The following is a 13,118-nucleotide window of genomic DNA, read 5'->3' as shown; positions in this document are numbered from 1 at the left end:
TGCTAAAAACGCCCCGAAAGGAGCTTTGAGCTACCCCGTGCAGCAATCCACTGCACGGGGGATCAATCACTTAGCTACCACTATGCCCCTATATCACAAGGCAAAATGACCCTAAGTGTGGACACCTGGTGGTCACTCAATGCCAGTCCCTCCTCGTAGTGGGTTGAAGGTGATGGCATCCTGCAGATAGTCCGGCGCAAAATGCGCATAGGTCATTGTCTGCTGGATGTTCGCATGGCCCAAGATCCGCTGCAGCGTGATGATGTTCCCGCCATTAGCCATAAAATGGGTAGCGAAGGTGTGCCGCAATACATGGGACGCCTGCCCCTGTGGCAAGTCCGGTTTCACCTCTCGCAGCACCTGCCGCACCGTCAGATAATCAACCTTCGGGAATAACCGCCCCGACCTTCCATCAGCTAATTGTGCCGAGACATCTGCCGAGATCGGTACTACGCGCGTTTTGCCGTTCTTGGTGGCCACAAACATCACCCGTTGATTGATGACATGTTCAGCCCTGAGTGCGACTGCTTCTCCCCACCGAGCGCCAGTGCTCAAGCACAGCACGGCCAGCTTACGGTTCTCACCCTCTAACCGACTGAGTAACCCCGTGATCTCGCTCTGGGATAAATAACTCATGGCGGTGGGAGCCTCTTTGAGCTTCTTCATTTCTCTTAATGGATGGGGAGCATGATACATCCCAGCATCAATGAGAAAAGTGAACATCCCGCCCAAGGTGATAAGACGCCGGTTCACGGTTGAAGCCTTGATGCCCTGACTGAGCAATCGAGATCGAAGCACCGCAATTGCGCGGTCATCAATCTGAAAAGCGCAGGGGTTACCCATCTGCCGTTCAACCAACTCCAGGGTTTGACGTGCGCTCGTTCCCCACTTCATGTTCTGCCCATGATAGAGCCACCAGAGTTGGATAAGCTCGGACAATGGCCGGGCATCCTTCGGTTTCTCTATCCACGCCTTGTCATGCTGGTTTGCCAACACATACCGCTCAAAGGCGGTTGCTTCATGCTTCTTGGCAAACTTCCGCCGGATGCGTTTTCCGTAACGCCCCGTCGGTCTTACGTCCACTTCATAACGACCATCATCGAGCTTCTTAATCGACATAGCGAAGCCCTCCGATGTAACTCAATCCCGATGATTCTATGGCGTCGAGAAACGCCTCATGCAGGGTTAGCCAATTTTCTGGTCGGAGAGGGATGAGTCCCCTTCCTCTTGCCCAAAGTGTGCGAGAACCGGCGCGATTTGCCCGGCTTCAGGTGCAATCTTGTCAGTTAAAAACCACATCATGTACTTGCTGAACTGCGGCACAGAGAAAAGCTTTTTGACAGCTTTCATGCTGATCTCTTTCGTCCCACCTTCATAACTAGAAAGTGAACTGTAAGGAATCTCTGTTAATTCAGATAGTTGCCTTCTATTTAGGCGCTCAGACTCCCTCATCAGCTTCAATTTCTCAGCTGTTTCTATTGACATAATCTCCCCTTAGATAAAGAATTTACCCAATCGGAGTAAACATTACTCCAATAATAGCCATTATGACCCATTACGGCCCACTGATAGCTAACAAGGGAGAATATCAGATGACAGCAGCAACCCAAAGCCAACCGCTGAACGAGGCCGACCCACGTGTCGCGCTAGTGCTCGAGCCCATGATCAACGCCTCGGATGCCGTCCCCGTAGAGGTCTTCGCCAAGATGATAGGCAAGACCAAGGGCGCCGTGCGGGGGATGATCGAAAAGGGCAAGGTGCCCGTGGTGCCGATGCGCAATCCCCTAAACCCAACCGCTCCGGCTGAATACTGGATCTACCTTCCGGCATGGAACGAAGGCATGAAACTGGCCTTTGAGAGCCGCCCCCGTGAGATCCGTGACGGCTGGTTGTCTTGGCTGGGGCTGGGGAGTCCGGTATGAACCAGGCATGGACTGAACAGACGGCCCTGAACATGGCGGGGGCGCAGTTGCTGCGCGAAACCGTCGAGCAGGTGAGCCGCCGCCAGCAACGGGCCAGCCATGATAAGGGGGCGCAATGCCTGTCGCGCAAGCTGGCGGTGCTGCAAACCCTGAATGACGGGCAAAGAAAAACCCCGCTTAACGGTGCGCCAACACCAAACGGGGTTTCCAAATCAGCTTTAGAGGGCTTGATTTGATGAGCATCTTATCTATCCCCTGCGCCTTGCGCAACCTGCGACTCCAACGTCGCAAGCTGGCCAGCCCAGCCTGCCAGCGCTTCATCCACCTGCCTGACTACCTCGCCGCCATTGAGCAACCCGATGCCTTGGCATGGGGCGCGCTCTGGCAGCACTTGCCACAACCCGTCAATCCGCTTCGGGGGAATCTATGCGCGTGATGTGCACCGAGTGCGGCCAGCTGGGTCGTATCACCAAGACCAACCGCATGACTGCGGGCGTCGCCAACCTCTATTGCCAATGCACGGACGCCAGTTGCGGGCACTCCTGGGTGTCCACCCTAGCCTATAGCCACACCCTGAGCCCTTCGGCTAAACGCGCCAGTGACATGGCCATGAATCTAGCACGGGGATTGTCGCCAGAGGCGCACGGCTCACTGTGCGAAAGCGTGAACGAGCGTCAGCAACAGCTGAACATGTTGGCCGCCCAAGAGCGGGATAAACCGGTTGTGACGCTGCGGAGGCCTGCATGAGCAGTCAGGTAAAAACAGGCTGGATTTGTATCGCCACCGCAGGACCAACACTGGACGGACGCACCGTCAGCCCCGAGTGCCTGCGCGAGCTGGCCGACTCCTACGACACCAGTTTCTATATTGCCAACCTCTGGCCGGAGGGGGTGCGTGCTCGCCCACTCGGGTATGTGGATGCGGTGAAGGTGCAGGAGGAAGGTGGCCAGCTCAAGCTGCTGGCGGTGCTGTGCCCTACCCTAGAGCTGATTGACCTCAACATCCACGGCACCCATGGCTTTTGCACCATTGAGGCCAGCGAGAATTTTGCGGGCACCGGCAAATGGTATCTGGCTGGCGTCACAGTCACCGACCAGCCGACGCTGACAGGGCTAACCCAGCTGCAATTTAGCGCCAAGTCGCCGAGTGCGCGCCCGTTGGTGGTGCCTGTGCCGGCGCCTGCTCCCGCCATTCCCGCTTCCCGGGCATCAAAACCCGAGCAGATGTTTAACCAGTTGGAGGCCCTGTCTGCCGGACTGACGGCACTTAGCCAGAAGCTCGACAGCCTCACCCCCTACCGTCCCAACCAGCCACCCGCGCCCGCCGCTGACCGCAGTGACGACCCCAGCCATGCCAACCACTACCGCCCTTGCTAAGGAGCCCCACCCAATGAACTTATCTGACCTGCTGCACGACGTGCGCCTGAGTTTTACCCCTGCGCCCCAAGCCAGCTTTGGCAACCTGGACGAGGCCACGAGCATGGCGCTGACGGCGGCCATCGTGCAGGCGACCCCGTTTCTGTGGATGGTGTCTATTCAGGGGGTAGAGGACCATACCGCCCCCCGCTTTGACCCGCTCAAGCCAGGGCTGCGCAGCGGTCGCAAGGCGCAAGGGCGCTTCCTTGTCCAGGCAGAGCCGAGCAAGCGCAAACATGAATTTGAGGAGCTGGACAGCAGCGCTATCTGGACGTGGCAGCAACTGGCCCAAATGCTGGCGGGGCTCGACCAGCGCCAAGCTAACAACCTGCTCGAAGAGCTGGCATTGGTCGCCTTTGGGGATGACCTGATACGGGTTGGCTTCCATGGCCAATCCGCCGCCACCAACACCGACCCCGTGGCCAACCCGAACGGGGAAGATGTGATGATGGGTTGGCCCGCCCTGGCCGAGGCGGCTGACCCCGAGGGGCTACGGGTGCTGCGTGATGTGGTCACCTTCGACCCGAGTGGCAAGGGCGATTACACCGACCTGGACGCCATGGCCTATGCCCTGCTTGAGAAGCTGCCAGAAGCCTACCGCCAAGACCCGCGCTTAATCGTGATGGTCGGCGGCGACCTGCTGCGCGCTCACCAGCAAGCCCACCTCAAGCCAGGACAGGTACGGGACAAGCAGCAGCGCATGAAGATTGCTGACCTGCCCTTTATCTCTCACCAGCACATGCCCAGCACCTACCTCGCCATCACCCTGGTCGAAAACCTGCAAGTGCTCACCGTCAACCGCACCCACCGCCTCAATGCGGGGGAGATTGACGACATCGCCAGCTGGGGCATTCGTTACAACCGCGCCCAGTCCTACGCCTTGGGCATCCCCACCGCCTACGCCGCCTTTGACACCATCACCCTCGCCACTCAGGAGTAACCCCATGTCACAAGCTACTTTGCACATTGTCCCGACCGCCCCCGCCGCTACCCGTGCCAGCCGCCTGGATGAACACGTGGCCCTGTTCCAAAGCGAACACGCCAAGCTGATGGCGCTGGATAGCGAGATTTTGACCCTGCGTGAACAGCGCAAAACCTTGCTGGCACAAATTCCCGCTGCCAAAGCCCGCCGTGAAGAGCTGCGCCAAGGACGGATTAATCAGCTGATGGGCGGAGTGGTGTCGCTGGAGGCCGCGCGGGAATACCGCGAGCTGACAGAGCTGCTTGAGGATGCCAAGGAAGCCGCCGCCCTGTCCGAGCGCCAAGAGAAGCGCTTGGCCATGCCGCTCTATCAGACCCAGCTGGCCGCCAACAGCGCCCAGAGCATGGTCGCCGGAGGCTATGAAAGCTACCTCGACCACAAGGTGATGCCGTCCATCCTCAAGCCACTCAAGGGGCACCTGACCGAGTTGGCCACCCTGACCCGCGCCAAGGCCAGCCTGATGGGGATGGAGGGAGCTCGCAAGTGGGCGCACAACGAACTGGCCCATGCCCTCAAAGAGGCTATGAACGGCGAGCGAGTGGCGCTGGACGGTGACAACCTCGCCGCCCGTGAGGCGCTGGCCACCTCGACCCGTCCGCAAGCAGCTGACCTGCTGGAGCTGTGCAACAGCCCAGGCAAGCGCCAGTGTTTGCAGCGGGAGCTGGAAGAGAAATAAGCAGGGATAACCCAAGGAAGAAACAACGAGCTGGAAGCTAAACGCCAGAAATGAAGAAGGGAGCCCGGCCAGGCTCCCCTCAGTGTTTATCCACCTGACAAGATAGATAAGACCCATGAACAGTACCAAATTCAATGCCGCCCAGCAAGCGGAGGGACTCGTTTTGTCCGCATTCTGGGGTGAGTCCCTACGCCGCGACCATCACCGCCTTTATTGCCTGCAATCACGCCTCGCCATTTTGCGCATCCGGCGACGGGTCAGGGGCACTCATGACAAGGCTCTGACTCGGGCACTGCTGCACATGTGCAAGCTGGCCCGCACCACCTTGCACCAGTCCCACACCCTCGCCACCGCCCACACCAGGGCGCTACGGGCAAACGTAGGGGGTCAGGCATGAGTAACTCCCTTCTCTCCGATAAAGGCCACCCCCGCCGCAAACCCTCTGCCGCCGTGCTGCGGGCCAACGTCACTCGGGTGACCCATATCCTGCGCCATCACCGCCAGCCATTTTACCCGCTCGAAGAGGCCAACAAGCCCCTACGCCAGCGCGATACCCACGCCCCCGCCAGCGAAGAGACCATCCGCTCTTACTTCATCGGTGTTCATGGAGCCTATGACCTGGATTGGGCGCTCGACCTGCTGATGTTCTCGGTCAAGCGCGGCAAAGGCGGCTCGGTGCAGCTGCCTGATGAGCTTATCGGCGAGCTGTTCAGCGGCTACTGTGCAAGGCGGGTGCCGGCTATCCTCAAGGACATTACCTGTAGGGACGCCAATCTCTGGCTATCCGACCGAGTGAAGGTATTCCGGCAGGTGCAGGCCGACCTACCCGAGCCGCTAGACCAGTTGCAGCACAAAGACCACCGCGAGCGGTTGGCCATGAACTATGTGGAGCGGGTTCAGCGCCTGCTGGATGCCGCCACCAACAACCAAGCCAACACTGTCCCCGCCACGTACCTCTGGCGGGTCTGTGCCCAACCCCTCAAGCCTTGGGGCTTCCTGCCCGCCCTGCCCGCCTTCAAGAGCACCGAGACCCGCGACACCTTCATCGCCGCCCACCTTATCCGCTGGCTCGACCCGCAATGGTGGGTGCGCAAACTGCGCAAGCTGTGGGAGCAGTACCGAGAGCACTGCGCCATCTTGCTTGGCAAGGTGCGGCGCGGCGTCTCGCCCTATGTGTCCAGCTATGCCCTGCGCGCCTTCAACGAGCGCCAGCTGGCCGCCGAGCAGTGGCTCAAGAGCATGGAAGCCTACAACGAAGAGCACGACATCGCTATCTCCCTGGCCGATGCCGTAGCCAGCTCCATGGCCAACCCGTCAAACCGCCGTGACGAACTGGTGGTAAGGGCGCGGGGCTTTTCAGATGCCGCCGACGAGATGGGCTATATCGGCCTGTTCTTCACCTGGACGGCGCCGAGCCAATACCACCCGTGGAAAACAACCCCACAAGGCCATGGCCAACCCGCTCGCACCACGGAAAACCCCAAGTATCTGGGCCACACGCCCCGCGATACCAACACCTATCTAGGCACTCTCTGGAAGCGCTGCCGCGCTGCCCTCGCGCGCCGGGGTATCGAGTATTTCGGCTTTAGGGTGGTCGAGCCCCATCACGACGGCACACCTCATTGGCATCTGCTGCTGTTCGTGAACCCTGCCCAGCAGCATGAGCTGATCAGCACCCTGCAGCGTTACGCCCTGAGCCATGACCAGGGCGACCTTGAGCGCAAGCGCCACCCCGTGAGCAAACGACCCTATAGCGACATCACCCCGCGCTTTGACTGGAAGGTCATGGATCCGGCCAAAGGCGGGGCCGTGGGCTACATCGTCAAGTACATCGCCAAGAATATCGACGGCCACCAGATAGGCGACGAGGGCGACCTAGAGGCCGAAACCGCCGCCAGTGAAGGCGCACGGCGCGTCAGGGCGTGGGCCTCCCTCTGGGGCCTGCGACAGTTCCAGCAGCTGGGCGGGCCGTCGGTGAGCGTGTGGCGGGAGCTACGGCGACTACCTGGGCGAGTGCAAGAGAGTGAGGGGCGCACGGTCGCCCCGCTCGAGAGCGAGATCATGGAGGAGTGCCGCCGCTATGCGGACGCAGCGAACTGGAAGGAGTTCACCTATTCCATGGGCGGCCCTGTGTGCCCACGGGATGCGCGACCGGTGCGGCTGCATCACCTGATAGACCCCGCCAAAAACAAGTACGGGGAAGACGTGATCCGGCTCGTGGGTGTAGCCGCAGGCAATACCATAAAAGCGACCCGGCTTGATGGCTGGGTGCTGCGCCGCAAGACAAGCGAGAAGCCAACAGAGAGCGCCGAGGAGGTGTTGAGCGAGCGTAGCGACGCAGGGTTTGGCGAGCGTAGCGAGGTGCCCTCAAGCGGCGATAGCTGCGCTCCTTGGAGCTCTGGCAATAACTGTACTCAGCATGATGACGAGATTTTATTTAAGCAAAACCAGATGCAGTATGCACCTGCCGTTCAACGTCACATTATTACAAATGTAATGTATCCGGCACATAACGTGTTGTTAAATCATAAATGTGATCTAAGTCTAGTTAATTCGCAATCTTTTCATGATAGCTTGACATATTATGCTCACTATCAATTGGAGTTGTGGAATGGCACAATATAAATACGCTCATTATTTATCGCAAAAAGATCATGAAGCTTATGATTTATTATATAAGCCAGGTGAGATTTGTAATAACTCAGGAATATATTGCTGCGTATCATGTGGCGATGAGATTGCATCTAATAAGGGGAATCCATTTCCTCCACAAAATCATCATCAACACGCTCCTGGTGTAGGGGATATCAAATGGAAGTTAATTGTTTTTGCACAACAAAAAAATTAATTTCTATATATTATTTATAATGATATTAGGTGCGCTAAATATTGCGCACCTCCTAATATAACTCAAATTAATAGCCCAACAAGTGCGTTCAGAACGTGAATATAGGCAAGCATGCCTAAACAATATACTCTTGCATGTTCTGCCATGAGATACTATAGGATTTTATAAGTTACACGTCGATAATATTTAAAGGAATTCAGCTCCCCCTGATATAATCGTGGCTATATAATGTCATTAAACCAAGTGGGCTTTCAGTCTTAGATTCCTTTATTTTTTCAGAGAAAGATATCATTTGCACAAAATAAATCAGTGCGCTTCTAACAAGTTTCAATGTCTCTAATGTTTCATTTCTAAATTCATTGTATCGATAATGACCAACGCTCCCAGAAGGGCTTAATGGCATGCTCCCCATATCATGTAATATAGTAAATTTATGCGTGGAATAGTTCCTGGCATCTTGTTTTTCGACTAAATACCCACCGCTTATCAGCAAATCACTTGCCATTTCGATTAAAGCAATAAGTCCTTCATTTAATAAATCAACCTCATTACTGACTACCTGTTTGTACTTTTTCTTCTCAATGTCTATCTCTTTAGGGTTGATATACCAAGCCCCGCGAAATGATACATTTCTCACGTTTTTTTCACCTAGATATATCAATGACGCTACAGATATTTTATCCAAAATATCGAGTGCCGAGCGCTGGCATAGACATAGTAAAGAGTGAGATGCACCATAGAGGGCGTAATCTAGAGTATCTATATATGTTCCTGTATCTTTGATGTCTGGTCCCTCAAGTACATCAAAAAGTAATTTCCTGGCTAGGATATAATCTGACTTCATTGTGTTAAGCATTGCGAATATTTCGGGAACAGAATATCCATGATCAAGTGGTAAGATTATTTTATTTATATGTAGCTCATCCCATTTATCTGAAAGATGGGATGAAATATGCGCAGCTGGAGAAAGCGCTAAATTATGTTTCAATACAAATCTTTCGTACTGTGTTCTTTGGGGCTTGTTTTTATTTTTTAGCGGTTTACTTGGATTGCAAATTTTTTGGATATCCTCAAATATCGACTGCTCAGCTTTTGGTCCAGCGTACTCTCTTACCGAATCAATATTTTCATGTATATGTTGAGCCAATATATTCATTTTGTCGATTAGTAATTCATCATCAACAATATTTTGAAAATGTAAACGTCTTAATGCAACTATCGATTGATAACTAGCTACAGCATTCTTGGAGTCAAACCATAATGCTAGTTCATACAAATCAAAAGCCTCTGCCCATCGAAAAGATGACAACAAGAGATTGGCCATGTTTGTATATGCTTGGCTTTTTAATGAGAAATCAACTTCATTACTCTTTGTTACAGCAGAGTATAATGCTCTAGCTTTGAATCTATAAACATGAGTACACAAATACCAATGAGAACCCTGCATGGCTGTAGCTTTTGCTGCACAACTATATCCATTTGCTAGATTATATTTAAAATCTACTACATCTTGATATAACTCTAGCATTTCTTCAAAAATTTTAATCCCATCCTCTATGCATGCTCTATCCTTTAGTTTTTCTCCTGCATCTACAAATATGCAGGCTTTAAGAGCACGTGAGTTGGCGTCATCTTCTAAAAGCCTTGCCTGACCAATAGCTAAAAATGGGTTAATATCAACCAATGCATATAGATTTCTACTTATTTGATCAAATTCAGTGTGCTCCATTTTTCATCCCTAACAATTGTTAATAGCAACCAATATTACGATATAATATATATGCAAAGAGTTATTTAATCTATAGATACATGAAAAAAACAACACATATAAGAACCATAGTTTGATTTTTATAATTACTTCATGAAATATTTTTTAAGTTATGAACCATCAGTGAATTATCACCAAGATAAATTTATGTTGCTTCACGAAAAGTTCTGATACGCACTAAATTTGCACACTGCTGATACCATTGACAGGTTTCGCGTGCAAACCGGCTTTTCAAATGCCAGGGACCCTAAAGGAGTGTTTCACATCACATTCTGCGGATGCTGAACATCAAGACGATACAAACCCTCATAGAGCATTCCGATAGCTTTCTAGGTGCATTCAAGGCCCTCTCAAGCACAGATCGCTTGGGGGAAGCGTTCAAATAGAAGTACCACGGGTGGAGGGATGTCACGGAAACCGCGCTCATCCACTCCTACCTGAACGTTATGCGTATCATCCATTTTTAAAATCCAGATACCGAAAGACTTAGGGCTGCTTGAACATGCCAATTAGTGAGAGCGCCAACATCAAGAACCTTCTATAAGGCTGTTCAGTAGCCTCTAGAATGGAGCCCAGAACATTTCCATGTCTATCGTTGAGAGCTAGCCTAGCAGTATACAGAAGGAGCCACGGACAAAGCTGCGTCACGGAATCCGCGCTCATCCGCTCCCGCCTGCGGGCTCCATGGATAAAATTTTTTGCAATAATGCTTTTCTGCAAAGCCTCTTGCTAGGGCACGCCGTACTTGGGCTTTCTAAGCTGAAGGTGAACTGAACAGCATGAAGTTTTTTTCATTAATTTCCATTTTTTCAGGGCTTATCTGTTGATGACGGAAGATGGTAACTTATTGTTATTAAACAACTTTCTCTGTTTTTCGTGAGTGCTTTAGACAAGTGGATGTTGTGGGCCAGTTTACGGAAATGGTTTAAAGTTCTTTAAAATCAATATCTTGCTCGCAATTCGTTCAACTCAAAAAACTGAAAGAATGAAAATTTGAACACCTATGCCTATGGAGATATTATCGAGCCACTGAACCTCAAATGGAGCTATTCATGAAGGCGGCAATTGTAGGGAACATAGGCACAGATCATGATGGCTTCAAGCCCACCAAGGTGACTGCTGGCTCACCTAATGTGCAAATCGATGGTATGCCTGTTGCTCGTGTTGGCGACCCATTAGAACCACATGATAAGCCTAACAATCCACCACATCCCCGTAGTATTGCATCTGGAATATCAAATATATTGATTAACGGAAAGCCCATTGCAATGACTGGCGGCACTATTGATTGCGGTGGCGTTATCATTGGCAATAGTTCTGTAATCGTAGGGACAACCTTTAGTTCAAGTGAAAATCAGGCTCCGACTGCACTTGTTCCTTTATTAGACTTTGATGAGCAGATCCAGGTGATGGTCTCAGGTAAACCAGTTTCGGATTATCCATACTATGCAATTAATGACGCTGGAGAAATCATATCCGGCCGAACAAATAGTATGGGCCTAACAAAAAGAATTAAATCACAGCAACAAGGTGAGTTTGATATTTATTGGGGCGATGAAGCTCTAGCCTTGATGGAGGGGATTATTCATGCCTAATGCCGCAGAAAAAATAAAAACTAATAATAAAGCTGGCTCAGTAAAAGTCATCGAGCATCCTGCTGTCAGCTTTACAAAGCTATGGGACGCATATCCTAGTAGTACGGTGGTTCACAAAGATCCAAGCACCGGAGAGGATATATTCAGTGACCATTGTGCAATAAACGTTAGCCAAGCATTATATAGCTGTGGAATTTTAATGAAGTCCTTCTCTGGCACCCGATGCTGGCGATGTCCCACACCAGGTCAAAATGGGAAGGGAATACATGCGATAAGAGCTCAAGAGCTTGCTACTTACTTGCAAAAACAGCCATTCGCAGGGTGCCCTAAACCAGAGTCTATGAGTGGCAGTGATTTTGAAGAGAAAATTAAAAACCGCACGGGAATTGTCTTCTTTCAGGACTACTGGCAAAGAGCTGGTGAAAAGTCTAGGACTGGTGACCACATTGACCTTTGGAGTAATAGCAAGCTTGCTAGCGTAGGATACCTAGAGACCCAAGGCAGACTGACATTCCCTTGGGTGGCGGAGCTGCTCGGTATATCAGATTTGCGTCGCTCCTCAAAGGTCTTATTCTGGGAAATAATATGATTAGAAAGATAGTTCTAACGTTTTCCACCATCGGCTTGTTTATCACGCTGCTTCTATTTTTATCTTTGTTCGCCAAGCCTCTCTACTTTTTCTATGCTCAGAATATACTTGGGTCATTCTACACAGGTGATGAAGTATTCCATGAAGTAGTTAAAGTAATTGGGTATGTCATGGCCCCAATCAGTTTAGTTATATCGGTTGCTACCAATTACTTTTTTGCTAAACGGTTATAAAGACCGGAGAAATAAAAAACCGCCTACTGGCGGTTTTTTTCAACCTAAATGGATTCAAATCTCAAACTGCTCCAGACGTTTGCCCTGTGCAATCTGTTCGGCTATCGCCTTCGGCATACGGCCCTGACCAGTCCATGTTTTCTCCTGGCCATCTTCCTGATACTTGTACTTCGCTGGACGTGGTGCTCGCTTGCTCTTACCTTTCTCCGATCTGGTAGCTGGAGAGGCGCCATTTACTAAGTCACGAGGATCTATCCCCGCGGCCTTCAGCATTTCAGAGAACTCTACCAACTTGCGTTGATGCTCAGCTTGCGTTGCACGTTCTTTTTCAGTAGCTGCGAAAAGCTCCGCATGTACTTGGTCAAATTTATTTTTAACTTCTTCCAGCTGTTCAAATGACAAATCGCGCAAAGCTGCACGAAGGCTGCGGATATTCAGCAAGGTTTTAAGAAATTCGTTCATGGAGTCCTCATTGAATGACAGGTATAGGGCATCAACTTCGAGAGGAACATATCACAAAGAGAGCAGAGGGATAAATATACTCCATTCGGATAGATTTATGGCCCAAGGAATGGGCAAGATAATAACTATCCATCTTGCCCATTCCTTGGGAGGCAAGCGAAGCGCGGCAGTTGGTACGTTACTGGCTTCCATACGGAGCCCACTTTATGTTGAAAAATCAACCAGCAAGGGTATGTTATTCAACAGCCATGCAATCCCGCATGGTAATCAAAGGAGATGAGCATGGGTTACTACGTTATTCACAAATCGAAGAAGGCCACAACCCAACCATATCACTTTGTGCTACATGCATCGAATGGTGAACCTATTGCCACCAGTGAGATGTATGCAACCAAGGATGGAGCTAAAAACGGGATCAAGTCGGTGCAGACCAATGCCCCGAGTACCGATATTCGTGACAAGACAGAAGAATAAGGCCTCTAACTTTTAGTCTGTTAAAAAACGAAAGCCCCAGCATGCTGGGGCTTTTTGTATCGATGTGGTCAACGTGTGGACATTGACTGAAACAAATCCTTTTGTTTCATTATGTTAGCTTCTCTTTTAAAAACTCCGAAAGGGGCGTTTTGTT

The 13,118-nt window shown here is 51.4% G+C and carries 16 protein-coding genes and 1 pseudogene; 13 read left to right on the top strand and 4 right to left on the bottom strand.

Translation table 11 applies throughout. From position 1 onward, the window contains the following. Nucleotides 1-132 precede the first annotated feature (132 nt). Entirely contained in the window at nucleotides 133-1,119 is a 987-nt protein-coding gene (locus tag BN1124_RS17310; RefSeq protein ID WP_042643934.1) for a phage integrase, read from the bottom strand. A gap of 66 nt (nucleotides 1,120-1,185) precedes the next feature. Beyond that, nucleotides 1,186-1,485, bottom strand: a complete 300-nt coding sequence (locus tag BN1124_RS17305; protein ID WP_042643932.1) for a helix-turn-helix domain-containing protein — start codon at nucleotides 1,483-1,485, stop codon at nucleotides 1,186-1,188. Nucleotides 1,486-1,592: 107 nt separating this feature from the next. Between BN1124_RS17305 and BN1124_RS17300 the strand changes: the two genes are divergently transcribed. From BN1124_RS17300 to BN1124_RS21035, 10 genes and pseudogenes are all read left to right on the top strand, one after another. Next, complete coding sequence (locus tag BN1124_RS17300) at nucleotides 1,593-1,922, top strand: Cox family DNA-binding protein (RefSeq protein WP_231553671.1); 330 nt, start codon at nucleotides 1,593-1,595, stop codon at nucleotides 1,920-1,922. Beyond that, complete coding sequence (locus BN1124_RS17295) at nucleotides 1,919-2,158, top strand: hypothetical protein (protein ID WP_042643930.1); 240 nt, start codon at nucleotides 1,919-1,921, stop codon at nucleotides 2,156-2,158. The genes BN1124_RS17300 and BN1124_RS17295 overlap by 4 nt, the downstream gene beginning before the upstream one ends. Beyond that, the gene (locus BN1124_RS21410) at nucleotides 2,158-2,358 is read left to right on the top strand and encodes a hypothetical protein (protein ID WP_156128428.1); all 201 of its coding nucleotides are present in this window, start codon (nucleotides 2,158-2,160) and stop codon (nucleotides 2,356-2,358) included. Before BN1124_RS17295 ends, BN1124_RS21410 begins: the two co-directional genes overlap by 1 nt. Beyond that, nucleotides 2,349-2,561, top strand: a pseudogene (locus BN1124_RS21725) (ogr/Delta-like zinc finger family protein); the annotation flags it as partial. The gene BN1124_RS21410 and the pseudogene BN1124_RS21725, both read left to right, overlap by 10 nt. Nucleotides 2,562-2,665: 104 nt before the next feature. Then, on the top strand, nucleotides 2,666-3,298 hold the full coding sequence (locus BN1124_RS20520) for a GPO family capsid scaffolding protein (RefSeq protein WP_048822969.1): 633 nt from the start codon (nucleotides 2,666-2,668) through the stop codon (nucleotides 3,296-3,298). A gap of 13 nt (nucleotides 3,299-3,311) precedes the next feature. Continuing rightward, nucleotides 3,312-4,277, top strand: a complete 966-nt coding sequence (locus BN1124_RS17280) for a P2 family phage major capsid protein (RefSeq protein WP_042643928.1) — start codon at nucleotides 3,312-3,314, stop codon at nucleotides 4,275-4,277. 4 nt (nucleotides 4,278-4,281) lie between these two features. Then, a complete protein-coding gene (locus BN1124_RS17275) occupies nucleotides 4,282-4,995 on the top strand; it encodes a hypothetical protein (protein ID WP_156128427.1) in 714 nt (237 codons plus the stop codon). Nucleotides 4,996-5,110: 115 nt separating this feature from the next. After that, nucleotides 5,111-5,392: a hypothetical protein gene (locus BN1124_RS17270; protein WP_042643924.1), complete on the top strand. Its 282-nt coding sequence runs from the start codon at nucleotides 5,111-5,113 to the stop codon at nucleotides 5,390-5,392. Beyond that, complete coding sequence (locus tag BN1124_RS17265) at nucleotides 5,389-7,620, top strand: replication endonuclease (protein ID WP_048822968.1); 2,232 nt, start codon at nucleotides 5,389-5,391, stop codon at nucleotides 7,618-7,620. The genes BN1124_RS17270 and BN1124_RS17265 overlap by 4 nt, the downstream gene beginning before the upstream one ends. Further along, a complete protein-coding gene (locus BN1124_RS21035; protein ID WP_082041663.1) occupies nucleotides 7,607-7,843 on the top strand; it encodes a hypothetical protein in 237 nt (78 codons plus the stop codon). The genes BN1124_RS17265 and BN1124_RS21035 overlap by 14 nt, the downstream gene beginning before the upstream one ends. 196 nt (nucleotides 7,844-8,039) lie before the next feature. Here BN1124_RS21035 and BN1124_RS21405 read toward each other — a convergent pair whose 3' ends face one another. Further along, nucleotides 8,040-9,572: an LA2681 family HEPN domain-containing protein gene (locus tag BN1124_RS21405; RefSeq protein ID WP_156128426.1), complete on the bottom strand. Its 1,533-nt coding sequence runs from the start codon at nucleotides 9,570-9,572 to the stop codon at nucleotides 8,040-8,042. Nucleotides 9,573-10,663: 1,091 nt separating this feature from the next. Here BN1124_RS21405 and BN1124_RS21030 point away from each other — a divergent pair. Both BN1124_RS21030 and BN1124_RS21025 read left to right on the top strand, forming a co-directional pair. Further along, a complete protein-coding gene (locus tag BN1124_RS21030) occupies nucleotides 10,664-11,206 on the top strand; it encodes a type VI secretion system PAAR protein (protein ID WP_082041669.1) in 543 nt (180 codons plus the stop codon). After that, complete coding sequence (locus BN1124_RS21025) at nucleotides 11,199-11,795, top strand: type VI secretion system amidase effector protein Tae4 (protein ID WP_082041662.1); 597 nt, start codon at nucleotides 11,199-11,201, stop codon at nucleotides 11,793-11,795. Before BN1124_RS21030 ends, BN1124_RS21025 begins: the two co-directional genes overlap by 8 nt. A gap of 287 nt (nucleotides 11,796-12,082) precedes the next feature. Here the strand turns inward: BN1124_RS21025 and BN1124_RS17250 are convergent, their stop codons facing one another. Continuing rightward, nucleotides 12,083-12,490: an H-NS family histone-like protein gene (locus BN1124_RS17250; RefSeq protein ID WP_042643920.1), complete on the bottom strand. Its 408-nt coding sequence runs from the start codon at nucleotides 12,488-12,490 to the stop codon at nucleotides 12,083-12,085. A gap of 282 nt (nucleotides 12,491-12,772) precedes the next feature. On the opposite strand from BN1124_RS17250, the gene BN1124_RS17245 reads away from it, so the two are divergent. After that, entirely contained in the window at nucleotides 12,773-12,964 is a 192-nt protein-coding gene (locus tag BN1124_RS17245; RefSeq protein ID WP_042643918.1) for a YegP family protein, read from the top strand. The last annotated feature ends 154 nt before the right edge of the window (nucleotides 12,965-13,118 follow it).

It is taken from the genome of Aeromonas eucrenophila, assembly GCF_000819865.1.
Lineage (GTDB): Bacteria > Pseudomonadota > Gammaproteobacteria > Enterobacterales > Aeromonadaceae > Aeromonas > Aeromonas eucrenophila.
Note: the sequence above shows the minus strand (reverse complement) of the source record. Positions and strands in the feature narration are given on the sequence as shown.